Raw genomic sequence first — 26667 nt, forward strand, 5'->3', positions numbered from 1 at the left:
GGACCGCAGTGTACCCGCGGGGGCGTCCGACGTTCTTCCCCGCTCCCCGTCGCGGCGCCGGCGTCGCGGAGCCGGCCAGCCCGCCGAGCCGGCGCCGGAGCGCCGGGAAAGCGGAGCAGCGGAGAAACGGGGGGCGACGGTCGGTTGATGGGCCGGGCGGGCGCCGATACCCTGCCCGGCTTCTCCGAACCGTCTCCAGCCGCGCCGGGTCCGCTACGACCCGGCGGGCCCCGTCGATTTTCCGTTCGCTCCGCATGGCCGCCGACCCCACGCTCCTCGCTGAAACCCGCACCCGGCCGGGCACCGCGGAGAGCCGCCGCCTCCGCGCCAAAGGCATCGTGCCCGGCATCGTCTACGGCCACGGCGAAGGCTCGGTCGGCATCGCCGTCCCCGCCCACGACCTGCGGCCGATCCTCGTCAGCGGCCATCAGGTCGTCGACCTGAAGCTGGACGGCAACGTCCAGAAGTCGATCTTCAAGGCGGTGCAGTACGACACCTTCGGCCAGCACATCCTGCACTTCGACCTGCAGCGGGTCAGTGCCGACGAGAAGCTGGAAACCGACGTCCGCGTCGTGACCACCGGCATCGCCCCCGGGTCCGAAGCCGGCGGCGTGCTCCAGCACGACCTGGACTCGATCCACATCCGCTGCTCCGCCGTCTCCATCCCGGACCGGATCGAGGTGTCGGTCTCCGAGTTGCAGGTCGGCGACGAGATTCGCGTCGGCGACATCGTCCCGCCGGAAGGCGTCGAGATTCTGACCGACCCGCACGACCTCGTCGCGCACGTGATCGACGCCGAGGCCCTGGCCGCCCGCCAGGAAGCCGCCGTCGAGGCCGCCACCGTCGATTCGCTTGAACCGGAACTGGTTGGCGAGGGCGACGAGGACGCCCCGGCCGCCGAGGACGACGACGCCCCCGCCAAGCCGGAGGAGGACTGATCTTCGTCCCTCCCTCCAGGCCGGAGGCGTGCTTCCGGCTTAGGCGGGGCGTCGCAGGGGACTGCGGCGCAGGAGCGATGCGATGAAGCTGGTCGTCGGCCTCGGCAATCCCGGCGACCGCTACCGCGGCACCCGGCACAACGTGGGCTGGGAGGTGCTGGCCGAACTGGCCCGCCGCCACGCCCCGGACGCCAAGCCGGAATCGAACTTCGAGGCGGAGACGCTCCGCATCGAAGTCCCGCCCGGCAGAGGCCGTCCGGTGTTCGAGTCCGCGAAGGCGCTGCTCGTGTCGCCGCTGACCTACATGAATCTGTCGGGTCGCAGCGTCGCCGCGGCGGCCCGCTTTCACAAAGTCGATCCGGCCGGCGTGCTGATCGTCTGCGACGACCTGAACCTCCCGTCCGGCCGCCTGCGGCTGCGGGGCAAAGGGTCCGCCGGCGGTCAAAACGGTCTGAAGGACGTGATCGAGAAGCTCGGCACGGACGAGTTCCCCCGCCTGCGGGTGGGCGTCGGCCGCCCGCCGGGCCGCGTCAGCGCCGCCGACTACGTGCTCTCCCGGTTCACCCCGGAGGAGCGGACCGAACTCGACCTCGCCGTGCAGGACGCCGCCGACGCCGTCGAACTGTGGCTGACCCGCGGGCTCCAACCCGCGATGAACGCCGCGAACGCCCCGCCGCCCGGCGGGGACTGAACCACCCCAACTTCACTTTTTCCGCACCCACCGCCCGCCCGCCGGGCGGCCGCCCGCATCCGACCGGCGCCCCGGCGCCCTTCGACCGCCGGCGGTCCAGCGACCCACGCCCCACGCCATGCCCGCTACCGCCGAAGCCCCCGCCCCCGGGACCTCCGAAGAGGCCCACGATCCCGCCGTCGAGGGGCTGTACGAGGGGATGTTCGTCTTCGACTCCGCCGATTACGCGACCGACGGCGAGGAGTACGTCGCCCGGGTGCTGGAACTGATCGGCAAGGCCGGCGGCTCCGTCGACGCCGACCGCATGTGGGTCGACGGGCGCCTCGCCTACCCGATCCGCAACAAGCGGAAGGGCGTGCACCACATCGTGCTGTTCCGCATGCCGCCGAAGAACATCAAGGATCTGGACCGGGCCTGCCGGCTGGAAGACCGCATCCTGCGGCACATGGTCATCCGGCCGCCGGAAGAGATCTACCACGCCACCGTCGACGTGGTGAACCCGTCCGACGAGGGCGACGACGACGTCGAAGTCCCGGAATGATCCCCGACCCCGTGCTCGGCCGGCTCCCTCTCTTTTGGAGATCCGCCGGCCGGCTCGGGGTTCCGTCCGGCTCTGCGGCGCCGTAGTGTACGCACCGCCAGTTCGCCCCCCCGCCCCGCGAAAGCCCGCCCGTGGCCGCCAGCTTTAATCGCGTCATCCTCATGGGGAACCTCACCCGGGACCCCGAGGTGCGGTATATCCCCAGCGGGATGGCGGTGTGCGACCTCGGCGTGGCCGTGAATCGGTCCTGGTACGACAAGCAGTCCAACTCCCGCAAAGAGGAGGTGACGTTCGTGGACGTCACTCTGTGGGGCCGGACCGCGGAGATCGCCGGCGAGTACCTGTCGAAGGGCCGCAGCGTCCATATCGAGGGCTACCTCAAGATGGAGGAGTGGCAGGATAAGACCTCCGGCCAGAAGCGGTCCAAGCTGAAGGTCGTGGCCGACAGCATGCAGATGGTCGGCGGCCGCGGGGACGACAACAGCGGTGGTGGTGGCGGCGGCGGCGGCGGCGGACGTGCCTCCGGGGGGGGTTCGGCCGGCGGCTACCAGCGCGGCAACCGCGGCGGCGGGGGCGGCGGCGGCGGGCGGCAGTCCTCCGGCGACGACTTCGGCGGCTCCTCCGACGGCCCGGCCGACGACTACTACGATCAGGGCGCCCCCGCCGACCTCGGCGACGACGAAGTGCCCTTCTGACGAACCGCTCCCCGACCGACGTTCCGCCGACGTCCCCAGAGTTTTCCCGCCGGCCGTCGCCGCGCCTTCCCGATCAACACCCTCACGTTCGCTGACGCTCCGATGACCTCCCCCACCAAGAAACGCGCCCGTACCTCCCGCAAAGGGGTCGGCGGGTCCAGCAACTCCTACGTCGAAGTGCTGCTCGCCGAGCCGATCGTCGGTCAGGGCGACCGCGGCGAGATCGTCCGCGTGCGGCCCGGCTACGCCCGCAACTACCTGTTGCCGATGGGCCTGGCCACCGTCGCCACGGAGAACAACAAGCGCCAGGTCGCCAAGCACCAGGAGCGGGTCAACCAGATCGAGGGCGAACGCCTCAAGACTCTCAAGACGACCGCCGATTCGCTGGGCCGCTACAGCGTGACCCTCGAGGCGAACGCCAACGAGGAAGGCCACCTGTACGGCTCCATCGTGCAGACGGACATCTCCAAGGCCCTCAAGGAGGCCAGCTTCAAGGTCGAACCGGACCAGGTGAAGCTCGAAGGTCCGCTGAAGGAACTGGGCATGTACACCGTGAAGATCGAGCTGCACGAGAAGGCCAAGGCCGACGTCAAGGTCTGGGTCGTCCCGGCCGCGTCCAAGGGCTGACGATGTCGGCCGCGTCCGCCCGCCGGTCGCCCCCGCCGGAGTCGGGCGGGGTGCGGTCCCGGGCGGAGTTCGCGGCGTTCCTCGGCGTCCTTCGTTCGGACCTGGAGGAGAGACCGGAGGGGTGGGAGAACGTCTCGCTGGAGGCGCTCCTCGAAGCCTTCGCGGCCGTCGCTCTGGACGCCCCCGGCGGGGCGGCGAACGGCGGGTGCGCCGACGTGGAGACGCCGTCGTGGTCGCTCTTCGCCCGGCTGGTCGCGACGGCGACGGTCTACGAGGAGAGTGCCGCGGCCGCACGGACTGGCGCGATCGTGCGGCCGGTCGGGCGAATCCCGTGCCGGGGAGGCGGTGAACCTGTGTTCCCGCCGCCCGTCGGCCGACCTAGAACGAACGGCCCCGGCCGGGCACCCCTTCTCGGGACCACCGGCGCCGGAAGCCGCCCGCCGTCCTGACAGGAACGTTCGCCTCGATGTCCGACCGCTTCGACTCCGCCCCTGCCCCCTGGGACGCTGCCGGCGGTTCGAACCTTCCCTCCAAACGGAAGGGGAAGGACGGCCGGCCCGAGCCGATCGACCGCACCGGTGCCCTGCCGCCGCAGAACCTGGATGCCGAACGCGGCGTGCTGGGCAGTCTGCTGTTGATGAACGAGGCGATCGACGACGTCGCCGAGTTCCTCACCGCGGACCACTTTTACAGCGATCGTCACCGGGCGATCTACGAGGCGATCCTCAAGCTGTCCGAGGCCGGCGCCCGGGGCATCGACCTCGTCACCGTCGCCGACAAGCTCGCCCAGACCGGCAAGCTGGAGGACGCCGGCGGGCTCGTCTACCTGGACGAGGTGCTCACCAGCGTCCCGCACGCGGCCCACGCCAAGTACTACGCGGAGATCGTCCGCGAGAAGGCCGTCCAGCGGACGCTGATCTACGCCTGCACCGAGGTGCTCAGTGAGTGCTACGACTCCTCCCGCCCCGTTCAGGAGGTGCTGGACAGCGCGGAGCAGAAGATCTTCGCCATCTCTGAGCAGCAGGACGGCGGCGACAAAATCGCCATCGACCAGATCCTGCAGATGGCCTGGGACCGCATCGAGGAGCGGGCCAACAGCGACGGCGACGCCACCGGCCTGCCGACCGGCTTCCTCGACCTCGACCAGAAGACCAACGGATTCCAGCCGGCGGAGCTGATCATCCTCGCCGCCCGCCCCTCGATGGGCAAAACGGCGCTGGTCTGTAACTTCGCCGAGGCGATCGCGGACAAGACCGGCAAGGGCGTGCTCCTGTTCAGCTTGGAACAGAGCAAGCTGGAACTGGCGGAGCGGTTCCTCTGCATCCGGGCCCGGGTGAACGGCCACAAACTGCGGGCCGCCGACTTCGACGACGCCGAGCGGCACCGCCTGATGGTCGCCAGCGGCGAGTTGAACGAGATGCCGCTGTTCATCGACGACAAACCCGGCCGCACCGTCTCGCAGATCGCCGCGATCGCCCGGCGGCTCAAACGGCAGAGCGACCTCGGGATCATCATCGTCGACTACCTCCAGCTCGTGGAGCCGGAGGACAAGAAGGTGCCCCGCGAACAGCAGATCGCGTTTATCTCCCGGCGGCTGAAGTTCATCGCCAAAGAGTTGGACATCCCCGTCATCGCGCTGGCCCAGTTGAACCGCGGCGTCGAGCTGCGCGAGGACAAGCGGCCCCGGCTGGCGGACCTGCGGGAATCCGGCGCCATCGAACAGGACGCCGACCTGATCGCCTTCCTGCACCGCCCGGAGATGTACGACGCAGAGGACCGGCCCGGCGAGGCGGAGATCGTGATCGCCAAGCACCGCAGCGGCCCGACCGGCATCGTCACGCTGACATGGCGGGCGGAGTGCATGCGGTTCGAAGACTTCGCCGGCACCGCCGGCCCGGACTACGCGGTGTCCGAGGGCTTCTGAGCGCCCGCCGCCGGGCTCGCCTGAGCGGCGGGTGCGGGTCGTCCCCGCGGACGGCTCCCCACCGGCGGGCGCGTCGGTCTGCGGTGTCCGCCGTGACGGGCGGCGGCGACGGTGGGGTCTCATCCTCCCTGAGCCCCCGCCCCGAAACGCACCGATGAAAGCCGTCACCTGGCACGGAAAGCACGACGTCCGCACCGAAACGGTGGAGGATCCGAAGATCCTCGACCCGAACGACGTCCTGCTGAAGGTCACCAGCACTGCGATCTGCGGGTCGGACCTGCACCTCTACGCCGGCAGCATCCCGGAGATGCGCAGCGGCGACGTGCTGGGGCATGAGTTCATGGGCGAGGTCGTGGAGACCGGCGCCAACGTCTCCCGCATCAAGAAGGGGCAGCGGGTCGTCGTGCCGTTCTGCATCGCCTGCGGGGAGTGCTACTTCTGCAAGCACGACCAGACGAGCCTCTGCGACAACACGAACCCGGACGCCCACAAGGTCGAAGAACTGTACGGCTACAGCGGTTCCGGGCTGTTCGGCTACAGCCACCTGTTCGGCGGCTACGCCGGCGGGCAGGCGGAGTACGTGCGGGTCCCGCACGCGGACGTCGGCTGTTACGTGATTCCGAACGGCATCCCGGACGAACAGGTGCTGTTCCTCACGGACATCTTCCCCACCGGCTATCAGGCCGCGGATCAGTGCGATCTGAAAGGCGGGGAGACGGTCGCGATCTGGGGCGCCGGACCGGTCGGACTGTTCGCCGCCCTCTCCTGCAAGTTGCTGGGGGCGGGACGGGTGGTCGTGATCGACCGCATCCCGTTCCGGCTGGAGATGGCCCGGGAGAAAGTCGGCGTGGAAACGCTGCACCTGGACAAGGACGATATCTACGAGCGCCTCCGCGAGATCACCGACGGCCGCGGGCCGGACTGCTGCATCGACGCCGTTGGCCTCGACGCCCACGGCACCAGTCTGCACGAGATGTACGACAAGGTCAAGCGGGCCGTCGGTCTGGAAACTGACGACGGCACGGCGTTGCGGCAGGCGATTAACTGCTGCCGCAAGGGCGGCGTCGTCAGCGTCCCTGGCGTCTACGGCGGCGTGGTCGACAAGTACCCGATCGGTGCCCAGTTCGGCAAAGCGTTGCGGATGATCGGCGGCCAGACCCACGTCCACCGCTACCTCGATCGGCTGTTCGACCACGTCCAGAACGGCGTGGACGCCAGCTTCCCCATCACCCACCGGGCCAGCCTCGACGAGGCGTCGGACCTCTACGAGACCTTCCGCACCAAGGAGGACGAGTGCGTGAAGGTCGTGATGAGGCCCTGAGCGCCGCTACCGGTCCCGCTGTTGGTTCAGGAACTGGTACATGTTGAATCGTTCCGGGAAGGCCACGCCGGTCGCCGTCGCCCACTTCTCCCAGCGGGCGGCGAGGTCGGCAACGCGGTCCGGCTCGGCGGCGGCGAGGTCGTGCATTTCCGTGCGATCGACCGCCAGATCGTACAGCTCCCACGGCTGGCCGTACTCGCGGACCAGTTTCCAATCGCCGTCCCGCACCGCGGCGTTGCCCTCGTGCTCCCAGAAGAGCGGTTCGTCGTGAATCGGGCCGGGCTCGCCGGTCAGGAGGGGCGTCAGTGAGGCCCCGGCGTGCGGTGGGGCGTTCGCGGGATAGGTCGCCCCGGCCAGATCGACCGCCGTCGCCATCACGTCCGGCAGGTAGGCCAGTTCCCGTACGAAGCCGCCGCGGCGGTCGGCGGCGATCGCCGCGGGCCAGTGGGCGATCAGCGGGGTGCAGGCGCCGCCCTCATGGACGAAGTGCTTGTAGAGGCGAAAGGGCGTGTTGCAGGCGTTCGCCCAGGCCAGCCCCAGTCGGGGTCCGTCCGTGGTCCGCAGCGGCGGATTGCGGATCGTCGCCTCCGTCCCGCTGCCCAAGCGTCCGCCCTCCTGACAGGCGCCGTTGTCGGAGAGAAACAGGATCAGCGTGTTCTCCAATTCGCCGGTCCGCTCCAGATGGGCGACCAACGAGCCGACGTTCTCGTCGATCGCCGCGAGGCAGCCGGCGTAGGCGGCCATGCGGGCGTCGAGGTCGTCGCGCTGTTTGTCCGTCAGGCTCTCCCACTCCGGGCCGACCAGCGGGGCCGGGTCGAACTCGCCTTCGAACAGCCCCAGTTCCTGCTGCTTCGCCAACCGCCCGGCCCGCACCGCGGCCCAGCCGTCTTTGTAGCGGCCGCGGTAGCGTTCGAAGTCCTCGACCTTGGGGTTCAGCGGCCAGTGGGGGGCGTTGTAGGCGAGGTACAGAAAGAACGGCCGGTCGCCGTCGGTTTCCCCCGTCTCCTGCAGGAAGTCGATCGCCCGGTCGGTGAAGGCGTCGGTGGCGTAGAAGTCCGGGCCGGTGGCGACGGGGTCGTTCCCCTCGGTCAGCCCGCGGTCGCCGCCGGGCTCGAAGTAGTTGAAGGCCCCGCTGAGCCCGCCGTAGTAGCGGTCGAAGCCGCGTTGCAGCGGCCAGCACTCGCGGCGGTCCACGCCCAGATGCCACTTGCCGGTCATCAGCGTGCGATACCCAGCGGGCCGCAGGACCTCGGGGATCGTGACGCATTCGTCGTTCAGATAGCCCTGATACGGTCCCTCGATGCCCAGCGGCTGGCCGGGCGGGGCCGTCATGTGGCCGATGCCGGTCTGATGCGGGTGCAGGCCGGTCAGCAGGCTGGCCCGCGTCGGGCAGCACCGGCCGCTGTTGTAGAACTCCGTGAACCGCAGCCCGTTCGCGGCGAGGGCATCGATGTGCGGCGTGGCGATCTCCGAGCCGTAGCAGCCGACGTCCGAGAACCCCATGTCGTCCACGAGGATCACGACGAGGTTCGGCCGTTCCGCGGCGTCTCCCGCCCCCGCCGGGGCCGCCGGGGCCGACCACAGGGCCGTGACGGCCACGAGCCACAAACGGGGACGTTGCATAAACCTGATCAGCGGGCGGGAGCGACGGGACGGAGCAGTCGACGCGAAGCTCACTCCGCGGCGTCGGTGGTGAAGCGGAAGGTCGTGGTGGACTTCAGCGTCTCGCCGGGCTTCAGGATCGTGGAGGGAAACTCCGGCTGGTTGGGGCTGTCGGGGTAGTGCTGCGTCTCCAGACAGAAGGCCCCGCGGTGTTCGTACGGCCGGCCGCTGGTCCCGACGATCGAACCGTCGAGGAAGTTGCCGGTGTAAACCTGCACGCCCGGTTCGGTGGTCTTCACCTCCAACACCCGGCCGGTCAGCGGTTCGTGAACCCGGGCGGCGAGCGTCAGTTCGTCCTCGCCGGCGTCGCCGCGGTTCAGTACGAAGTTGTGGTCGTAGCCGCCGCCGATCGTGAGTTGCTCGTCGTCGGCGGCGATTTCTTCGCCGATCGGCTTGCCGGCGGTGAAGTCGAAGGGCGTGCCCTTCACCGCGGCCAACTCGCCGGTGGGGATGAGGGTCTCTTCGACGGGGGTGAAGCGATCCGCGTTGAGCGTCAGTTCGTGCCCCAGCACGTCGCCGGCGCCTTCGCCTTTGAGGTTGAAATAGGTGTGTTGGGTGAGGTTCACCGGCGTGGCCTTGGTGGTCGTCGCGTGGTAGCGGACCGTCAGCGTGTCGCCGTCTAAGGTGTAGGCGACGGTGGCGGTGAGGGCGCCGGGGTAACCCTGCTCCCCGTCGGCGGCGGTGTATTGAAAGACCACTGTGTTCCCGACCGTCAGGCCGTCGAACGCCGACGCCGCCTCCATCGTCCCCGTCCCCGGGACGAGCGTTTCCCACCGCACGCGGTCGAAGCCGACGTTGCCGCCGTGCAGGCTGTTCGGGCCGTTGTTCTTCGGCAGTTCGTAGGTCTCGCCGTCGAGTTCGAACTCGCCGCCGGCGATGCGGTTGCCGTAGCGGCCGACGACGGCCCCGAAGTACGGGTTCTGCCCGCTCTGCACGGCGTCGATCCAGTCGGACAGCTCCGGCCCGTGGCCGAGCGCCACGTTCACCCGGTTCCCCTCCCGGTCCGGGCACTCGATCGAGAGGATGCGGGCGCCGTAGTTCGTGACCTTCACCGTCACCCCGGAGCCGCTGTCCAGCGTGTAGACGCGGAAGGCGTCGGCAGGTTCGGAGGTCACAGGTTGAGCGGGCGCTGCGGGGACGGCCGCCGCGAACAGGGCGGCGGCGAGGAGCGGACGGGAGATCATCGAGAACTCTCGGGAAGGGCGAACGCGGCCACGGTAACGCCCCCCCGCCCCGGACGCATGCGTCCCCCTCGATCCCCGTTCCGACGGCCTATTCGCCCTTCCGCGGCCCCGGGGCTTTGGCGGCGCCGGGGGCGAAGCCGCGGCGCATCGTGTTCTCCGTCACGTTGACCGGAACGAGGAACTGGAGCAGGTAGTCCGGGCCGCCGGCCTTGCTGCCGACGCCGCTGAGCTTGAAGCCGCCGAAGGGCTGGCGGTTCACCAGTGCCCCGGTGCAGCCGCGGTTCAGGTAGATGTTGCCGGCGATCAACTCCCGCCGGGCGGTCGCGAGGTTCTCCGGGGAACGGCTGAATACGCCGGCGGTCAGGGCGTAGTCGGTGGCGTTCGCCTTCTCGATCGCCTCGGCGAAGGTCTTCACCTTGATGACGGCGAGGACCGGGCCGAACAGTTCCTCGTTCGCCAGCGGGTCGTCCTGGGAGACGCCGGCGTAGACCTGCGGATTGACGTAGTGGCCCTTCGCGGGGACGTCGGCCCCCGGTTCGACCGTCGCGGCCAGCTCCACTTCTTCGCCGAGGTTCTTGAGGGCCTTGGCGATGCGGGCCTGGGAGGTCGCGTCGATCACCGGGCCGACCTGCGTGCCGGGGTCCTTCGGCAGACCGACCTGCAGGCTGGCGACGGCTCCCTTGAGGCGCTTCATGAAATCGTCGTAGGCCTCCGACAGCACGATCGCCCGGCTGCACGCGCTGCACTTCTGGCCGGCGTAGTCGAAGGCGCTGTGCAGCACGCCGAGGACGGCTTCGTCCAGGTCGGCGTCGTTGTCGACAAGAATTGCATTTTTGCCCCCCATCTCCGCGATCACGGTTTTGACGTGATCCTGACCGGCCGGGGTCTTGGCGGCCTCGGCGTTGATGGCCAGACCCACCTCGCGGCTGCCGGTGAAGGCGACGATCGAGACGTCCGGGTTCGTCACCAGCGGCGGGCCGATCAGTTCGCCGTCGCCGGGCAGGTAGTTCACCACGCCGTCCGGGATGCCGGCGTCCCGCAGGACATCCATCAGCAGGGCGCCGACGACGGGACTCTGCTCCGCCGGCTTCATCACGACGGTGTTGCCCGTCGCCAAGGCGGCGGCCGTCATGCCCGTGAGGATCGCCAGCGGGAAGTTCCACGGGGCGATCACCACCGCCACGCCGCGGGGGCGGTAGGAGAGCACGTTGTGCTCGCCCGGCACGTCGACGACGCGGCCCTCGGCGAGGGTCCGCATCTGCTGGGCGTAGTAGTTGAGGAAGTCGATCGCCTCGGCGACGTCGGCGTCCGCTTCGCCCCACGGCTTGCCGACCTCCCGCACGATCCACGCGGCGAGTTCGAACCGGCGGTGCTTCATTCCCTCCGCGGCGAGTTCGAGGTATTCGCAGCGGTGCTGGGCGCCGGTGCGCATCCAGCCGGGGAAGGCCTTCTTGGCGGCGTCGACGGCGTCCGCGGCGTCGCGGGGGGTGGCCGCGGGCGCCTTGCCGATGATCGTCACGCCGTCCGCCGGGTCGCGGGAGACGAGGTTCAGGTTCGGCTGCACGCTGCGGCCGTTGATGACCAGCGAGTACTCCCCGCCCAGTTGCTCCTCGACCTGAGCCAGCGCGGCCAGCATCGCCTCGCGGTTCTCGGCGATGGCGAAGTCGGTCAGCGGTTCGTTGGCGAAGCCGCCGTGCGGGGGGTTGGTTTCCAACTGCTCGGGGGGTTCTTGGTCGCCGGCGGTCACGGGGTTCATGAAGAGGACGGAGGGGTCGGCGGCGGGGTCGTGAGCGTGACGGACGAACGAGTCGTTCGAGCTGTTTTCGAGCAATCGGCGGACGAGGTACGCCATCCCGGGGATTGGCTCCCCGAACGGCGTGTAAATGCGGACGCGGCGGCCGACGTCGCGGTAGGCCTCCGCCTGCTCCCCGGCCATGCCGTAGAGCATCTGCACCTCCCAGGCGTCGTTCGGCACCTCCAGGGCCTCGGCGACGGCCTCGGCGTGGGAGAGGCTCCGCAGGTTGTGCGAGGCGATCGCCGGCCGCAGCGTTTCGTAGTGGGCCATCAGGAACCGGGTGCAGCGCTCGAAGCAGGCGTCGCTGTCCGGCTTGCGGGTGAACACCGGCACCGGCCAGCCGCGGGCGGCCGCGGTGACGGTTTCGTAGTCCCAGTAGGCGCCCTTCACCAGCCGCACGGTGATCGGCGTGCCGCGACGCTCGGTCCACTTGAGCAGATCGTCCAGGTCCTGCTCCGCATCCCGCAGATAGGCCTGAATGACCAGTCCGGCGTTCGGCCAGGCGCTGAACTCGTCCTCCGTCAGCACCCGTTTGGCGATGTCGAGCGTGATCGTCTTGTAGGAGTACTGCTCCATGTCGAAGTTGACGAACGCCCCGTGCTTCTGGGCGGCCCGCAGGATCGGGCGGAGCCGCTTCGCCACCCCTTCGTAGGTGCCCTCCGGGTCCGCCGGGTTGAACCGGGGGAACAGCGCCGACAGCTTCAGCGAGACGTTCACCCGGGGGATCGGGCCGACGTGGTCGGTGTCGGTCGGCTCGTTCTCCGGCCAGGCGTTGACGCTCTCGGCCAGCCCGGCGATCAGGTCGAGGTATTGCCGCTGGTATTGATCCGCCTCGGCGTCGGAGACGACCGCTTCGCCCAGCAGGTCGAGGGTGAAGGCGAAGCCGTCGCGTCGCAGTTGGCGGACCGTCTTGAGCACCTCGGGGACGGTTTCGCCGGCGATGAAGCGTTCGGCCATCTGCCGGGCGTTCCAGCGGGCGCCCACGGCGAGGGCTTTGCCGACCATGCTGTTCGGGTCCCCGGCCAGCGCCAGCCGGGCCGGGGCCGGCAGGCGGGAGACGTCCGTGAAGTACTCCCGCAGGTGCTTGGTGACGGCGCGGTGCGTCCGCAGGGTGGGCAGCACGTCCACGAAGCGGAACGCCTGCACTTTCAGGCCCTCGTCGCCCATGGCCCATTCCATCAGGCGGTCGTCCCAGAACCGCTTGGAGAACATTGAGGACCCGCGGCGGCCCATCTTCGTCCAGTGGGCGGTGGCGACCCGCACCGAGGCGGCGTCCAGCGCCTCCAGGTCCAGCGACGTGAGCGCCTCCGGCTCCGCGGGTCGCACCGCGGGCGGGGGATCGTGCGCGGCGGAGGCGGCGTGATCGAGGTCGGAGTCAGCGGGCGGGGCGATCGCCAAAGCGGGCGGATCCTTCCGGGGGACGAAGCGAAGCGGGGCATTGTAACACACTCCGCCGCGTCGTCTCCCAAGCCGCGTGGGGCTTCCCCCCGGTTCGCCGTCGCCTAGCGGCGACGGCGAACCGGGGAGGCCGGAGACTACGTCGTGTAGTCCGCGTTCAGGCGGACGTACTCCGCGGTCAGGTCGCAGGTCCAGAATCGGCAGGCGCCGGGGCCGTCGTGGAAGTTCAGCGTCAGCGTGCAGTCGCGGTTCGAGCGGATCGCCTCGCTGACGATCGCCTCGTCGAAGTCCGTCGGCACCCCGCCGCGGCAGACGGCGTGGCCGTTCACGTCCAGATCGAACCGCCCCGGGTCGAACGGCACCCCGGCGTAGCCCGCCGCGGAGATGATGCGGCCCCAGTTCGGGTCCGCCCCGTGGATCGCCGTTTTCACGAGCGGGCTGTCGGCGACGGAGCGGGCGATCGTGGTCGCCGCCTCGTCGCTCGGCAGGCCGGTCACGTCGACGGTGACGAAGTGCGTCGCCCCCTCGGCGTCGCGGATGATGTCCGTGGCGAGTTCTTCGCAGACGTCGTTCAACGCCGCGGCGAATGCGTGCTCATCACAGGGCCCCGCAGCCCCGTTGGCGAGCAGCAGGACGGTGTCGCTGGTGGACTGGTGCCCGTCCACGCTGATGCGGTTGAAGGAGCGATCCACCGCCGCCCGCAGCAGTCGGTCGGCGTCCGCGGGGGCGAGGGCGGCGTCGGTCAGGACGACCGCCAGCATCGTGGCCATGTTCGGAGCGATCATCGCCGCCCCCTTCCCCGCCCCGCTCACCCGGACCGGCCCCACGGTACGGGTGGAGAGTTTGGGAAAGGTGTCGGTCGTCCGCATTCCCTCCGCGGCGGCCCGCAGGTCGTCCGGCGCATCGCCCAGCCCCGCGACGACCTGCGGCAGGCCGGAGCGGATCGCGTTCATGTTGAGGAACTGGCCGATCACCCCGGTCGAACAGACCGTCACGGCCTCTTCGTCACACGCCAGCGCCGCGGCGACGGCGGCGGTCATCGCCCGGGCGTCGGCGAGGCCGCGCTCGCCGGTGGAGACGTTCGAGCACCCGCTGTTGATGACCACGGCCCGGGCGGCGTCGGTCGGCACCCGCTCCCGGCTGACCTGCACCGGCGCCCCGACGACGACGTTCTGCGTGAATACGCCCGCCGCGGTCGCCGGGCGATCGGAGACGAACAGGGCGAGGTCGCGCTTCGCCGGGTCACTTTTGACGCCGCAGTGCAGCCCCGCGGCGGAGAATCCGGCGGGCAACGGAACGGACTCGGCGGGCATCGCGGCTTCATTCTTCGGTCGGTCGGGGGACGGCGGTACAGTAACGATCCCGTTCCGCACCGTCCCGCGAGCCGCCCCCAATGACCACCCTCGCCGAGATCGAAGCCGCCGCCCTCGCCCTGCCCCCGGAGCAATTCGAGGAACTGCTGTCCCGGCTGGACCAAGCCGTCGCTCTGGCCACACAACCGCCAGCGGAGAAAGAGGAGAACGAGCTACGGGAGCGAGTCCGGGCCGCGGAGGGCCGGCTGGACGCGTATCAACGCGGCGAGATCACCGCGGTCTCCCATGAGGAGGTGATGCGGGAGATCGACGCTCGCATTGAAGCGGCCCGTCGTCGGCAGGAAGAGGGAGACCCCGTTCGTGCCGCTTAGAACGCTCTCGATTGCCAAGTACGAGGCCGCCGACGCAGCGGATTACTACATCGACCGCGACTGGAGGACCGGCCTCGCCTTTCGCGCCGCCTACGACGCGGCGATCGCTCGCATCGCGGCTGATCCCTCGTCGCTACCCTGGCATCACCTGGCCGCCTCGACGGCGACGCGATACCACAGGGTCGGCCGGTTCCCGTATGTCGTGCTGTTCAGCGTCGCCGATCCGGCGGAGACGATCGTGCTCGCCGTGCTGCATACCGCCGCCGGCCCCCGCCGCTTCGCCGCGGCGGAGCGGCGCGCCTGACGCTCACCCCCCGGCCTCCGGGAACCCCGTCGTTTCCGGCCGGCCGGTGATCAGGTTGAAGTTCTGCACCGCCACCCCGGCGGCGCCCTTCACGAGGTTGTCCAGCGCGGCCAGCACGACGACCCGGCCCTTCGCGGTGCGGACCGTCAGGTCGCAGAAGTTCGTGCCGGTCGTCGCCTTCGTGCCCGGCAGGCCGTCCAGCACGCGGACGAACGGGCTGTCTGCGTAGAACGCCCGCATGACGTCCAGCAGGCGTTCCGTGCCGGCGAGGTTCGCCGGGGTGGCGTAGATCGTGGCGAGGATGCCGCGGTCCATCGGGACCAGGTGCGGGGTGAACAGCACGTCCACCGCCGCCCCGGCCACGCCGGCGAGCGCCTGCTCGATCTCCGGCTGATGGCGGTGATCGCCCACGGCGTAGGCGGCGAGGCTTTCGTTCACCTCGGAGAACAGCGTGCCGAGCTTCGGGTTCCGGCCGGCCCCGCTGGCGCCGCTTTTGGCGTCGACGATGATCCCGCTCGGTTCGATCCACCCGCCGGCCAGCAGCGGGGCGAGGGCCAGGATCGAGGCGCTCGTGTAGCACCCGGGGTTCGCCACCAGCGACGCCGCGGGGATCACGTCCCGGAACAGTTCCGGCAGGCCGTACACCGTGTCCGGCAGGCGGGCGGCGTCGGTGTGCTCGAGCTTGTACCACTCGGCGTAGACCGCCGGGTCGTTCAGGCGGTAGTCGGCGGACAGGTCGATCACCTTCGCCCCGGCCGCCAAAAGCTCCGGCACGACGGCCATGCTGGCGCCGTGGGGCGTGCAGAGGAACACGACCTCCGCCCGCTCCGCGAGTTCGGCCGGCGAAAGGTTTTCGCATCGCAGATCGAGCCGACCGCGCAAGGCCGGGTGCACGTCGGCGACATGGGGGGCGTCGTCCCGGCGGGTGGTGAGGGCGACGATCTCCGCCCCCGGGTGCCGAAGCAGGATAGTCAGCAGTTCGCGGGCGGCGTACCCGGTGGCGCCGTGGACGGCGACGGTGGTGCGGTCATTGGACATGTGCGGGAGTGTAACGCGGAGGCTCCGCGGGTCCTCCGCGTGGCGCCGTCGCCATGCCCCGCGGTCGGTTTCGCATCGGCGGGGGAACTGCCATCATCCGGGGCCGATCCGTCGCCTCGCCGATCTTCCCACCCCATGCCCAACGCTAGCTCCTTCGCCGCCGCCGCCCTCAAAGCCGGGGGCGGCATCCTCCGCCTGTCGCCCACTTGGGTGCCGCGCTCCTTCCTGCAACCCGGCCGGCGGCTCAAGCTGCGCCCGCAGGACTATTACGCCCTCGGCAAGGAACGCGGCGGCATCGACGAGCGCTGGTTCGCCAGCACCACCCCCGCCGCCAACGAGGGCGCCCCGCCGGACGAGGGCCTTTCCTACGTCGTGCACGAGGGCGACCGGCTGACCCTCAAAGAGGTGATCGCCGAACTGAAGGCCGACGCCATCGGCGAGACCGTCTGGAACAAGTACGACCGCTGGCCGGTCTACAGCAAGTTCTTCGACAACATGGGGCCGATCCCCCACCACATGCACCAGAGCCAGGAGCAGGCCGAACTGCTCGGCCTGGAAGGCAAACCGGAGAGCTACTACTTCCCCCCGCAGATGAACGCCATCGGGAACAATTTTCCCTACACGTTCATGGGCTTGGAGCCCGGCACGACCAAGCAGGACGTGATCGACTGCCTCGACCGCTGGAACGAGGGCGACAACGGCATCCTCGATCTGTCCAAGGCCTACCGCCTCAAGCCCGGCACCGGCTGGCTGATCCCCCCCTGCGTGCTGCACGCCCCGGGTTCGCTGGTGACCTACGAACCGCAGTGGGGCAGCGACGTCTTCGGCATGTATCAGAGCCTCGTCGAAGGCCGCAGCGTGCCCCGCAGTCTGCTGACGAAGGACTTCCCGAAGGAGCATCACGACGACAACGCCTACCTGGTCGACGCCCTCGACTGGGACCGCAACGTCGATCCGAACTTCAAGGACAACAACTACCTGGAGCCGATCGTCGCCGACGAGGGCGAGGGGTACGTCGACAAGTGGGTCGTTTACGGCCGCATCGACGGCGCCCAGCTGTTCACGGCGAAGGAACTGACGGTCGAACCTGGCGCCCGGTGCACGATCACCGACGGCGGCGCCTACGGCTGGATCACCGTGCAGGGCTCCGGCAGCATCGGCGGGTTGGAGCTTCAAACCCCGGCGATGATCAAGTTCGGCGACATGACGATGGACGAGGTCTTCGTCACCGCCCCCACGGCCGGCAAGGGCGTGGAGGTCGTCAACAACGGCACCGAACCCCTGGTCGGCCTGCGGTATTTCGGCCCGGAAGCGCAGGTCAACGCCCCGGACGTCGGGGCGCACAAGTCCTGAATCCCTCAACCATCCACGTCTAAGCCGGAGCCATGGCTCCGGCTTAGACGAGCGATGAAGAGCACGCCATGAGCCCGCTCCCCGCGTCCGAACAACCCGCCCGTTGGTGGTTGGTGACGTTCAACACGCACGGGACCTGGCTGCCGGGCGATCCGCGAGGTTTCCAAACCTGGCGCGGCCGCCTGCACGTCCCTCCGCCGCAGCGATACGCAAAGCCCGGCGAAGCGACTTACGACCCCGCCCCCCACCGCCTTCGTCACGCCGCCGCACAACGGATCATGAAGGGAGACCCCGTCCACCTGACTCCCAAGCAGCAGGGCTGTTGCCTGGAGGCGATGGTGGAGGAGTTCGACGTGATCGGGGTGAAGCCGTCGATCCTGGCGCTCAATGACTGGCACGTGCACACGTTGATCCGCGTCGGCGGCTACCCGATTCGCACCGCCGTCGGACGCCTCAAGGCCGCTGCGAGCCGGTTATTGTCTCAATACGAAATCAAGCCCGACAAGGTGTGGGCGCAGGGCTGCCATATGAAGAGCAAAGACGACGACGGAGCGGTTCTCGCCGCGTTCCAGTACGTTCGCAATCACGAATCGGAGGGAGCGTTGGTTCACACCTGGTTCCACCCGCTCGGCGGCGACGTCGAAAGCAAACCACGCTAACTCATAATTCGTCGCCCAAGCCGGAGCCATGGCTCCGGCTTAGGCGTGCGGCCAATCACGACATCTACGAAAGAATGATATGCCCTCCGCCCCCAAGCTCCACAACGCCGCCTGGCCGGGTCTCGTCGGGAAAGAACCCGGGACCGACAACCCGCCGATCGACCTGGAAACGATGCTCGATCACACGGCGAAGGCCGAGGTGAACGGGCAGAAGTTCGACGGGATCGATCTGTTCCTGTTCGATCCGCACGTCTCCATCGACGCCGACCGCGGCGAGTTGGAAAAGTTGGCCGAGCAGGTCGGCTATCGGAACCTCGTCGTCGGCAGCGTGGTCGCTCCGGTGTGGGAGCCGACCGGCGGCGGCAGCGCCATGGACCCCGGCGAGGGTCGCAAGAAGTTCCTCACGCAGATCCGGAAGGCCTGCCACATTGCCAAGGAGCTGCGGGAGATCGGCATCCGGCGCTACGGCGTGGTGCGGATCGACTCCGCCACCCCGCCCGCCGACTGGGTCGAGCACCCGGAGATCGGCACCAAGGCGATCGCGGAGACCTTCCGCGAAGCCGCCAAGATCGCTGAGGACCACGGCGAACGCCTCGCCGCCGAGGGCGAAATCTGCTGGGCCGGCATGCACAGCTGGCGCGAGATGATCAACCTCCTCGAGGCGGTCGACCGGCCGAAGGTCGTCGGTTTCCAAGCCGATATGGCCCACACGCTGCTCTATCTGATGGGCTATAACGCCCCGGACGACGCCCTGCTGCCGCGGGACTTCGATTGGTCGGACACGGCCACTCTCGACGCCGCCTACGCCGAGATGACCGAGGCCCTGCGGCCCTGGACCATCGACTTCCACGTCGCCCAGAACGACGCCACCGTCCACGGCACCGGCTCGCACGACAAAACCGGCCGCCACTGCCTGCCGAACGATCCCAACGGCAAGCTGGAGATCGCCAAGCGGGCCGGCGCCTGGCTGGACGGCGCCCAGGACCGCGGCATCAAGCACATCTGCTGGGACGGCTGCATGTTCCCCAACGACGTGATGGCCAAGGAGGAGACCTGGAACTCCATCCTCGAAGCCATGATCGCCGTCCGTGACGCCCACGGCTGGGACTGACCGACCGGACGGTTCGCCGCCGTCGCTTCACTAACCCGACGCGTCAGCGAGGGACGAACCCTCACAGGCCCGCGGCCCTCGCTGACGCTTCGGGTTCATACCTCATCACCGCACCACTGCTCGCACCATGTCCGCTTCGAAACCGCCCCTCAACATCGGCCTGATCGGCTACGGCTTTATGGGCCGGGCCCACTCCAACGCCTACGTGCAGGCCGGAAACTTCTTCGACCTGCCCCGCAAGCCCGTGTTGAAGGCGATCTGCGCCCGCAACAAGGACCGGGCCCAGGCGTTCGCCGATCAGTGGGGCTATGAATCCGTCGAGACCGACTGGCGCGAACTGCTCAAGCGGGACGACATCGACGCGGTCGACATCGCGGTGCCCAACAACCTGCACCACGAGATCGCGATCGCCGCCGCGGAGGCCGGCAAGGCGATCCTCTGCGAGAAACCCCTCGCCCTGGACGCCGCTCAGGGTCAGGAGATGGTCGCCGCCGTCGAGAAGGCCGGGGTGCCGAACACCGTCTGGTACAACTACCGCCGGATCCCGGCGGTCTCGCTGGCCAAGCAGCTGATCGACGCGGGCAAGCTCGGGCGGATCTTCCACTACCGGGCGAACTTCCTGCAGGACTGGACGATCAACGAGGAGCTCCCGCAGGGCGGCGAGGCCCTCTGGCGCCTGGACGCCGCCGCGGCCGGCAGCGGCGTGACCGGCGACCTGCTGGCGCACTGCATCGACACCGCGATCTGGCTCAACGGCGGCGTCTCCGACGTCTCCGCGATGACGGAGACGTTCATCAAGGAACGCACCCACCAGGAGACCGGCGCGAAGCAGAAGGTCACCATCGACGACGCCTGCGCCTTCATGTGCCACTTCGAGAACGGCTCCCTCGGGCTGTTTGAGAGCACCCGCTACGCCCGCGGCCACAAGGCGCTGTACACGCTGGAGATCAACGGCGAGAACATGTCCCTCCGCTGGGACCTGCACGATCAGCACCGCCTGGAGGTGTTCGACTACCGCGACGAGGGCGTCACCCGCGGCTGGAAGAGCGTCCACGTGACCGACAACGGCGGCGAGCACCCCTATATGGATCACTGGTGGGTGCCGGGCCTGGCGGTCGGCTACGAAACGAGCTTCGTGCACCAGTTCGCCGACTTCGCCCGGAGCCTCGACGGCGGCGACTTCACCGGCCCGACCTTCGCCGACGCCCTCGACACGCAGAAGGTCTGCGACGCGGTGCTAAAGAGCGCCGCCGGTCGCAGTTGGGAGACCGTGTGAGTCGGCGCCGCGTCCCGGACCGCCCGCACACCTGACGGGCGGCCCGCGCGCGTCTACAATGGGACCTTCCCGCCGACCGCCGTAACGACCGGGGGACGTCCAACGTGGCGTCCCCCGGTCGTTTGCGCCGTTGTCGGCCCAGTGATTCACGTTCTCCACGCACCGGGCTCACCCATGGAACGCCAGCCGATCACCCGCGAGGGGTACGACAAGCTCAAGGCGGAGGTTCACGAGATCGAAACCGTCCTGCTGCCCCGCTGCCGCGAAGCCATCAAGACCGCCCGCGAAGAGGGCGACCTCTCCGAAAACGCGGAGTACCACGGCCAGCGCGAAACCCAGGCGATGCTGAACGCCAAGGCGGCCCAACTCAAAACGAAGCTGGCGAGCTGCCAGATCGTCGAGATCGGCGACCTGCCCGAGGACAAAGTCGCCTTCGGCTGCGTCGTCACCGTGAAAGACGGCGACGGTGAGGTCAGCCGCTACGAACTCGTCGGCCCCGGCGAGGACGATTACATGGCCGAACCGATGAAGATCCTCACCGCCACCCCGGTCGGCGAGGCCCTGATGGGCAAGAAAGTTGGCCAGAAGGCCAAGGTGGAGAAGCCCACCGGCACCGTCACGCTGGAAGTGGTGAAGGTCGAAGCCCCGTCCTCCTGACGGTCCGATGCGGACGCCCCGATGCCGGACTTCGCCTCCGCCGCCCTGAGATTGGACTGCCCGACGCAGGCGGCCGAGGCGGTCGTCGGCACCCTGAAGCTCGGCAAACCGCTCTACCGGAAGCGGGACGTGCATTGGTTGGGGTGGTACGCCGCGCTGCCGCCGGCGTGGCCGCGCTGGGCGTTGAACAACGAGCCCGGCACCCCGCCTTCGCCGCCCTCCTCTCCGAGGACGTCGGGGGCGATCCGCCCGCCTTCGCCCGCGCCACCGTCGATCTGCTCGCGATCGGGGACGGACGCCCGCCGGCCGACGAGTTCGCGTTCGACGCCGCGCATCACTACTCCGTCTCTCTGAGCGAGGACGGCACGTGGCGGTTTGTCGTTCAACCGCCCGACCGACCGGCCGAGAAGGAGGCGCCGGACGCGGGTCTGCCCGCTCTGGTTCGCCGCCACTGGGCAGACTGCTTCGCCGCCACTGGGCAGACTGCGCTCCGCAGACGGTCACGGTCCGCCGCAGCACGCGGACCGAACCGACCGTGCTGGGCGTGCCGAAGCCGCTGGTCCGGTCGTCGGAGAACTCCGGTGCCCCGGACGCCCTGCACGCGGCGCTGTTGGCGACGGATTGGATGAGCTTCGAGATTCGCGGGGCGTGGGGGGACGTCGCCCCGTTTGCGCTGCCCGTGCTGCGGGACCTGCCGGACGATCCGCGCTTGAAGTCCGCCTCCGTCCGCCCCGGCAACCTCACCCGGGACGGGCTGCTCGCCGCCGTGGCGGACCTGGAGCCGCACCTCGGCCGGCCGGTCTGGACGCAGTTCGTCACCGCGTTCCCGCCCCTCGGCACCGCCCGAAATCCGCGGTGGACTCCCTTCGAACGGCCCGACGACGCGGTCCCCGACGAGCCGGTCCGCTTCCCCCTTTACGAACGGCTGCGGGGAGACTTCCTCACGCGGCTTGACGTCCTGCACCCGCCCGGCTCGCGGGGCGAGATCGTCCTCGACCTGCAACAGGTGGATGGTTCGCCGCGGCGCCGTGCCGCCGCCAAGCTGGCGGAACTCGTGGGGAAGCTCGGCTTGGACTTCGAACCGTGGACCGGCCCCCCATGGGGGCGTTGGGTCTGACCGTGGGGGCCGTGGGAGGCGACAGCGGGACGCGCGACCGCGGCGTCGGTACGCTTTCGGCATGAACCGCGCCCTCCCGTTCCTGTTCGCCCTCACCGCCGCCGCGACGGCTCCCGCCGGCGACTGGCCCGAGTTCCGCGGGCCGGACGCCCAAGGCCACGCCCCTGCCGACGAGACCGGCCTACCGGTCGAGTGGACCGAAACGAAGAACGTCGTTTGGGCGGTTGAGACCCCGCCGGGGTGGTCTTCGCCGGTGGTGGTCGGCGACCGCATCTACCTCACCGGGGCGTCCGAACCGGAGGACGGCCAGACGACGCTGTCCGCGCTGTGCCTGTCGACCGAGGACGGCGCGATCGTCTGGGAGACGCCGCTGTTCAAAAAATCGACCGCCGAGAGCAAGCACAAGAAAAACAGCTGGGCCAGTCCCACGCCGATCTTCGCCCGGCTCGCCGACGGCTCCGCGGAGGACGGCGCCCTGTTCGTGCACTTCGGCCCGAACGCCACCGCCCGACTCAAAGCGGACGACGGCACGGTCGTCTGGAAACGGACTGACATCGACTACCCGCCCGTCCACGGCGGCGGTCCCTCCCCGGCACTGGTGCCCAACGCGACCGGCGGACCGGCCGGCGGGCCAATTCTGTTCATTCCCTGCGACGGCGGCGAGGACCCGTTCGTCATCGCCCTCGACGCCCTCTCCGGCGAGACCCGCTGGCGCAAGGATCGCCCGGACGTGGGCGCAACGAAGACGTTCTCCTTCGCGACCCCGCTGGTGATCGACCCGGACGGCGACGGCCCGGCGGAGCAGCAGATCCTCAGCCCGGCGACGAACCAGATCGTCGCCTACGACCCCGCCGACGGTGAGGAACTGTGGGCCGTCCCCTACGAGGGCTTCAGCGTCACGCCCCGCCCGGTGACGGGTCACGGGAAGGTGTTCCTCTCCACCAGTTTCATGCGGCCGACCGTGCTGGCGATCGACCTCGCCGAAGCCGCCGCCGCCGGTCCGCCGGGGGCCGACGGCCCCGTCGACGCCGCCGAGGACGCCGTCGCCTGGGACGTCTCCCGCGGCGGGCCGAATACCCCCAGCCCGCTGCTGATCGGCGACCTGCTGTACTTCGTCAGCGACAACGGCGTGGCCTCCTGCGTGGAGTCGGAGACCGGTGCGGTCGTCTGGACGGAGCGGCTGGGCGGGAACTTCTCCGCCTCGCCGATCTACGCCGACGGCCGCATCTACTGGCTGAACGAGGAGGGCGGCTGCACCGTCTCCGCCGTCGGTGAGGAGTACCGCGAGCTCGCCGTGAACGAACTCCCCGGCCGCACCCTCGCCTCCCCGGCCGTCAGCGGCGGGGCGATCTACCTGCGGACGGACGCCAAGCTGTACAAGCTGGCGACGCGGTGACGCCAAGAGGGAGAAAGTTCCGGAAGGCGTGACCCTCCGGAATTCGGTCACGGCAATTACCGTGCGGCGAAGAACGGCCCGCGCAGAAAGCGACCCGGACGCGATCGCGCGTCCGGGTCGTTGGAAGGTCGACTCAAATCCGCGAATCAGCTGCCGACGCCGAAGCCGGCGAGGATGCCGGCGAAGCGGTCGGGGGCGTGATCGCAGCAATCGTCGGTGTGCCAGAGCGGCAGGCCGGCGGCGTAGCGGGCGGCGAGAACCAGGACCTTGTCTTCGCTACCGGGCTTGGCTTCAGTCGGGCGGGACGGGTCGATGCCCATCGCCAGGAAGTCCGCCTCGTCCGTGAAGCCGTCACCGACGCCCTCCATCTCCTGGAAACCCTCCATGGGCAGATCGTCAACGGCCAGACCGTCGTCGGCGAAAGTGGGAGCGGAGAACTGCAGCGACATGAGCGGGTTTCTTTTCTCGTCGGGCCGATTTCCGCCGGGAGCGAGGCGTCCGGAGGCGGAGTCGGCGATCGTTAAGGCGAACCGGGAGCGGAGTCCCGGTGTCGAAGTCAGGAACGGTGGTGTGGAAGTGGGTGAGGCCCCGCCGCAAAAGCGAGCGAACCCGGCCGTCGGACGACGGCGGGACGGACCGAGCGTTCCCCACTCTGCGGGCGAACGGCCGGACGGGCGGCGGGGTGGCGGAAGGAGCCCAGGCCGACGCATCGTGCAGGCCGATGAGCGGACTCCGCCGGCCGGGTCGCCGTCGTCCCTCCGTACCATGCGGGCGCACAGTGCGGGGGAACCGGGGGCGACCCGATAGGCCGGGGGGCTGATTCTCCGCCTGCGCTGCGTTGTGTCAACAAAATCTTGGCAGAACGGTGGTATTCGAGCCCTCCGACCGCCCTGTTTCTGGCCGAATCGGCAACGTCCCCAGGGTCGCGTTCAGCGATGCCCTGAAACGACGCCGATCCCCGCCCGGGCGCACACGAACTGCTCTTCATGCGGCAACCGAGGACAGGCCCGGTGCCGCCCGCCGCGGGCTCGGGCGGCGCCTCAGGCGTCGGAACCGGGACGATCGACGCCGTACTTCTTCAGTTTGCGATCCAGGGTGCTGCGTTCGATTCCCAAAATCGACGCCGCGCGCGACTTGTTCCAGCCGGTGTGCGTCAGCGTGGCGAGGACGTGCTCCCGCTCCAGGACCTCCAGGGAGACGGAGCGATAGCCGCGGCGGCCCGTCGGTCCCCCGTCCGCGGCGGCGTCGCCCCCGCCCGGGGCGGCCGGCGGGGCGTAGGCGGTCAGCCGCAGATCCTCCGGCTCGACCAGATCGCCGCGGCAGAGGGCCACCGCCCGCTCCACGGCGTTCTTCAGCTCCCGTACGTTGCCGGGCCAGCGGTACTCCGTCAGCAACTCCGCCGCGTCCTCGCTGAAGCCGGCGATCGCCCGGCCGGCCCGGGCGGCGCTGACCTTCAGGAAGCGCTCCGCCAGCAGCGGGACGTCCTCCAGCCGGTTCCGCAGCGGCTCGACGGTCAGCACGACGACGTGCAGCCGGAAATAGAGGTCCTGCCGGAAGGCCCCCTTCTCCACCGCCGCTTCCAGGTCGCGGTTGGTGGCGGCGACGACCCGCACGTCGCAGCGGATCGGCTCCCGCCCGCCGACCCGCTCGAAGGCGTGGCCCTCCAGCGCCCGCAGGAACTTCGCCTGGATCGCGGGGCTCATCTCGCCGACTTCGTCCAGAAACAGTGTGCCCCCGTCGGCCGCCTCGAACTTGCCCACCGTCCGGGCCGTGGCGCCGGTGAAGGCGCCCTTCTCGTGCCCAAACAGTTCGCTTTCCAGCAGCGACTCGCTGAGCGCCGCGCAGTTCATCGTCACCAGCGGCCCGGAGGCCCGACGGCTGTGGCGGTGCAGCGCCCGGGCGACCAGTTCCTTGCCCACGCCGCTCTCCCCGCGGATCAGCACGGTGGCGTCGGTGGGGGCGATGCGGCGGACGTCCTCCCGCAGCGACCGGGTGGGGCCGCTCTCGCCGATCATCTCCCCGCCGCCGGGTCCGTCGCTGTCCAGCAGGGACCGCCGCAGCGTGGCGTTGATCCGCTCCGCCTTCGACAGCCCCGCGGCCAGCGATTCGGTCCGCTTCGCCAGCTCTTCCCGGTCGTGGGCGAGGTCGTCGCGGTCCCGCAGGTTCGCCAACGCCAGGGCGAGCTGATCCGCCACGGCGAGGGTGAAATCCAGATCGCCGGAGTCCAGCGGGTTCCCCGGGTCCGACGAATACAGGTGCACCAGGCCGGCGATGCGGCTCGACGCCCCCTCCTCGGGAGCGGCGCCGTGGGTGACTTCGGCGGCCGGACGGAGCGGGGCGCAGATCAGGCTCTCGGCCCGCAGCCGGCCGAGGCTGTCGCGGCCGGCGAGGCGGTCGTCGTCGTCCACGTCCTCCGCCAGCACCGCCTCCCCGCCGGCCAGCACCGCCCGGGAGAGGCTTTCGCTGACCAACCGGTACGGCCCGTCGGTGCGGGCCCGGTGGGCGACGAGGCTCAGCCGGCGGGCCGTGCGGGCGGCCCGGCGCTGGGCGTCCGGGTCCTCGGACTCCGCGGCGGCGTCGGACTCCTCCCCGACGAGCAGCAGGACCGCGGCAATGTCCGCGGGGGTGTGATCCAGCAGCACGTCGAGCGCCGCCGCGCCGGCCGCGGCGGCGTCCGGGGCGGAGCCGAGGGCCAGCGCCAGGCGGTACAACGTCGCCGCCCGCCGATCGCCGGCAGCCGGCCCGTCCGGCGACCGACCCGACAGCCGGGTGTCCCGCCGGCGGGCGAGAATCTTCGGCTCCTCCCCCGCCCCGCGGGCCGCCGCGGGCAGGGCTCCGCCGCGGGTTTCGCCCTCCAGACCGTCCTCCTCCTCTTCCGGCAGGGGGGCGGCGGGGTCGTGGGTGAAGACCAGGCAGCTTTCGCCGACGGTCAGTTCGTCCCCCTCCGCCAACGGCCGGGGGGCGTTCGGGGGGACGGCCTCGCCGTTCACCGCGGTGCCGTTGCGGCTGTCGAGGTCGCGGACGTGCCAACGCCCCGCCCCCTCGCCGGAGGTCGGCACGAACACTTCGGCGTGCCGCCGGCTGGCCCGTTCGTCGGCGAGGGTGACGCGGCAATCCGTGGCCCGCCCGACGGTCGTGGACGTCGCCGGATCCAGCCGGTACAGGTCCCGCCAGCCGGCCCCGCCGCGGGTCGCGAGGTAGGCGGTCGGCGGTCGAGACGGGGCGGCGCTCATCGCCGGCAGTCTATCGCCCGGCCGCGGACGGTTCCCCCGGTCGCGGGGGGTTCGCCCGCCGCA

At 70.0% G+C, this 26667-nt stretch carries 25 protein-coding genes; 17 read left to right on the plus strand and 8 right to left on the minus strand.

What is annotated here, in order from left to right; all coding sequences use genetic code 11:
- Positions 1-254: 254 nt before the first annotated feature.
- The 8 genes from CA12_RS20545 to CA12_RS20580 all read left to right on the plus strand — a co-directional run bounded on the left by CA12_RS20545 (position 255) and on the right by CA12_RS20580 (position 6737).
- Positions 255-938 carry a 50S ribosomal protein L25 gene (locus tag CA12_RS20545; RefSeq protein WP_145360993.1) on the plus strand — a complete coding sequence of 228 codons (684 nt, stop codon included), beginning with the start codon at positions 255-257 and terminating at the stop codon, positions 936-938.
- 82 nt (positions 939-1020) lie between these two features.
- The gene (gene pth / locus CA12_RS20550) at positions 1021-1629 is read left to right on the plus strand and encodes an aminoacyl-tRNA hydrolase (protein WP_145360994.1); all 609 of its coding nucleotides are present in this window, start codon (positions 1021-1023) and stop codon (positions 1627-1629) included.
- 118 nt (positions 1630-1747) lie between these two features.
- Positions 1748-2170: a 30S ribosomal protein S6 gene (gene rpsF, locus CA12_RS20555; RefSeq protein WP_145360995.1), complete on the plus strand. Its 423-nt coding sequence runs from the start codon at positions 1748-1750 to the stop codon at positions 2168-2170.
- 131 nt (positions 2171-2301) lie between these two features.
- Entirely contained in the window at positions 2302-2865 is a 564-nt protein-coding gene (gene ssb, locus CA12_RS20560) for a single-stranded DNA-binding protein (RefSeq protein ID WP_242688059.1), read from the plus strand.
- A gap of 102 nt (positions 2866-2967) precedes the next feature.
- Positions 2968-3492 (plus strand): 50S ribosomal protein L9, encoded by a 525-nt coding sequence (gene rplI, locus CA12_RS20565; RefSeq protein WP_145360996.1) that lies wholly within the window; start codon positions 2968-2970, stop codon positions 3490-3492.
- 2 nt (positions 3493-3494) lie between these two features.
- Positions 3495-3941: a DUF7660 family protein gene (locus CA12_RS20570; RefSeq protein ID WP_145360997.1), complete on the plus strand. Its 447-nt coding sequence runs from the start codon at positions 3495-3497 to the stop codon at positions 3939-3941.
- 17 nt (positions 3942-3958) lie between these two features.
- Positions 3959-5416 (plus strand): replicative DNA helicase, encoded by a 1458-nt coding sequence (dnaB, locus tag CA12_RS20575; protein ID WP_145360998.1) that lies wholly within the window; start codon positions 3959-3961, stop codon positions 5414-5416.
- 154 nt (positions 5417-5570) lie between these two features.
- Entirely contained in the window at positions 5571-6737 is a 1167-nt protein-coding gene (locus CA12_RS20580) for a zinc-dependent alcohol dehydrogenase (protein WP_145360999.1), read from the plus strand.
- Between the two features lie 6 nt (positions 6738-6743).
- Here the strand turns inward: CA12_RS20580 and CA12_RS20585 are convergent, their stop codons facing one another.
- From CA12_RS20585 to argJ, 4 genes are all read right to left on the minus strand, one after another.
- Positions 6744-8360 carry an arylsulfatase gene (locus CA12_RS20585; RefSeq protein WP_145361000.1) on the minus strand — a complete coding sequence of 539 codons (1617 nt, stop codon included), beginning with the start codon at positions 8358-8360 and terminating at the stop codon, positions 6744-6746.
- A 50-nt stretch (positions 8361-8410) separates the two neighbouring features.
- The gene (locus CA12_RS20590) at positions 8411-9583 is read right to left on the minus strand and encodes an aldose epimerase family protein (protein WP_145361001.1); all 1173 of its coding nucleotides are present in this window, start codon (positions 9581-9583) and stop codon (positions 8411-8413) included.
- 88 nt (positions 9584-9671) lie between these two features.
- Positions 9672-12776, minus strand: coding sequence for a proline dehydrogenase family protein (locus CA12_RS20595; protein WP_242688060.1), 3105 nt, complete (start codon positions 12774-12776; stop codon positions 9672-9674).
- A 137-nt stretch (positions 12777-12913) separates the two neighbouring features.
- A complete protein-coding gene (gene argJ, locus CA12_RS20600; RefSeq protein WP_145361002.1) occupies positions 12914-14089 on the minus strand; it encodes a bifunctional glutamate N-acetyltransferase/amino-acid acetyltransferase ArgJ in 1176 nt (391 codons plus the stop codon).
- Positions 14090-14169: 80 nt separating this feature from the next.
- Between argJ and CA12_RS20605 the strand changes: the two genes are divergently transcribed.
- Entirely contained in the window at positions 14170-14460 is a 291-nt protein-coding gene (locus CA12_RS20605; protein ID WP_145361003.1) for a hypothetical protein, read from the plus strand.
- Positions 14450-14764 (plus strand): type II toxin-antitoxin system RelE/ParE family toxin, encoded by a 315-nt coding sequence (locus CA12_RS20610; protein WP_165700898.1) that lies wholly within the window; start codon positions 14450-14452, stop codon positions 14762-14764. The genes CA12_RS20605 and CA12_RS20610 overlap by 11 nt, the downstream gene beginning before the upstream one ends.
- Positions 14765-14767: 3 nt before the next feature.
- Here the strand turns inward: CA12_RS20610 and argC are convergent, their stop codons facing one another.
- On the minus strand, positions 14768-15802 hold the full coding sequence (argC, locus tag CA12_RS20615) for an N-acetyl-gamma-glutamyl-phosphate reductase (RefSeq protein ID WP_145361005.1): 1035 nt from the start codon (positions 15800-15802) through the stop codon (positions 14768-14770).
- Between the two features lie 135 nt (positions 15803-15937).
- On the opposite strand from argC, the gene CA12_RS20620 reads away from it, so the two are divergent.
- The 5 genes from CA12_RS20620 (at position 15938) to CA12_RS20640 (ending at position 20858) form a co-directional block, all read left to right on the plus strand.
- Positions 15938-17155, plus strand: coding sequence for a cupin domain-containing protein (locus CA12_RS20620; RefSeq protein WP_145361006.1), 1218 nt, complete (start codon positions 15938-15940; stop codon positions 17153-17155).
- Positions 17156-17223: 68 nt separating this feature from the next.
- Positions 17224-17814: a hypothetical protein gene (locus CA12_RS20625; RefSeq protein WP_145361007.1), complete on the plus strand. Its 591-nt coding sequence runs from the start codon at positions 17224-17226 to the stop codon at positions 17812-17814.
- Positions 17815-17893: 79 nt separating this feature from the next.
- On the plus strand, positions 17894-18925 hold the full coding sequence (locus tag CA12_RS20630; RefSeq protein WP_145361008.1) for a sugar phosphate isomerase/epimerase family protein: 1032 nt from the start codon (positions 17894-17896) through the stop codon (positions 18923-18925).
- A 127-nt stretch (positions 18926-19052) separates the two neighbouring features.
- Entirely contained in the window at positions 19053-20201 is a 1149-nt protein-coding gene (locus CA12_RS20635; RefSeq protein WP_145361009.1) for a Gfo/Idh/MocA family protein, read from the plus strand.
- Positions 20202-20375: 174 nt separating this feature from the next.
- A complete protein-coding gene (locus CA12_RS20640; RefSeq protein WP_145361010.1) occupies positions 20376-20858 on the plus strand; it encodes a GreA/GreB family elongation factor in 483 nt (160 codons plus the stop codon).
- 113 nt (positions 20859-20971) lie between these two features.
- On the opposite strand, the gene CA12_RS20645 is transcribed toward CA12_RS20640, so the two are convergent.
- Positions 20972-21193 (minus strand): hypothetical protein, encoded by a 222-nt coding sequence (locus CA12_RS20645; RefSeq protein WP_145361011.1) that lies wholly within the window; start codon positions 21191-21193, stop codon positions 20972-20974.
- Positions 21194-21402: 209 nt separating this feature from the next.
- On the opposite strand from CA12_RS20645, the gene CA12_RS20650 reads away from it, so the two are divergent.
- Both CA12_RS20650 and CA12_RS20655 read left to right on the plus strand, forming a co-directional pair.
- Entirely contained in the window at positions 21403-21975 is a 573-nt protein-coding gene (locus tag CA12_RS20650; protein WP_145361012.1) for a hypothetical protein, read from the plus strand.
- Positions 21976-22036: 61 nt separating this feature from the next.
- Entirely contained in the window at positions 22037-23371 is a 1335-nt protein-coding gene (locus CA12_RS20655) for an outer membrane protein assembly factor BamB family protein (protein ID WP_145361013.1), read from the plus strand.
- A 146-nt stretch (positions 23372-23517) separates the two neighbouring features.
- On the opposite strand, the gene CA12_RS22905 is transcribed toward CA12_RS20655, so the two are convergent.
- A complete protein-coding gene (locus tag CA12_RS22905; RefSeq protein ID WP_242688061.1) occupies positions 23518-23820 on the minus strand; it encodes a hypothetical protein in 303 nt (100 codons plus the stop codon).
- Positions 23821-24411: 591 nt separating this feature from the next.
- On the minus strand, positions 24412-26604 hold the full coding sequence (locus CA12_RS20665; RefSeq protein WP_145361014.1) for a sigma 54-interacting transcriptional regulator: 2193 nt from the start codon (positions 26602-26604) through the stop codon (positions 24412-24414).
- Positions 26605-26667: the final 63 nt, after the last annotated feature.

This window comes from Alienimonas californiensis, assembly GCF_007743815.1.
Lineage (GTDB): Bacteria > Planctomycetota > Planctomycetia > Planctomycetales > Planctomycetaceae > Alienimonas > Alienimonas californiensis.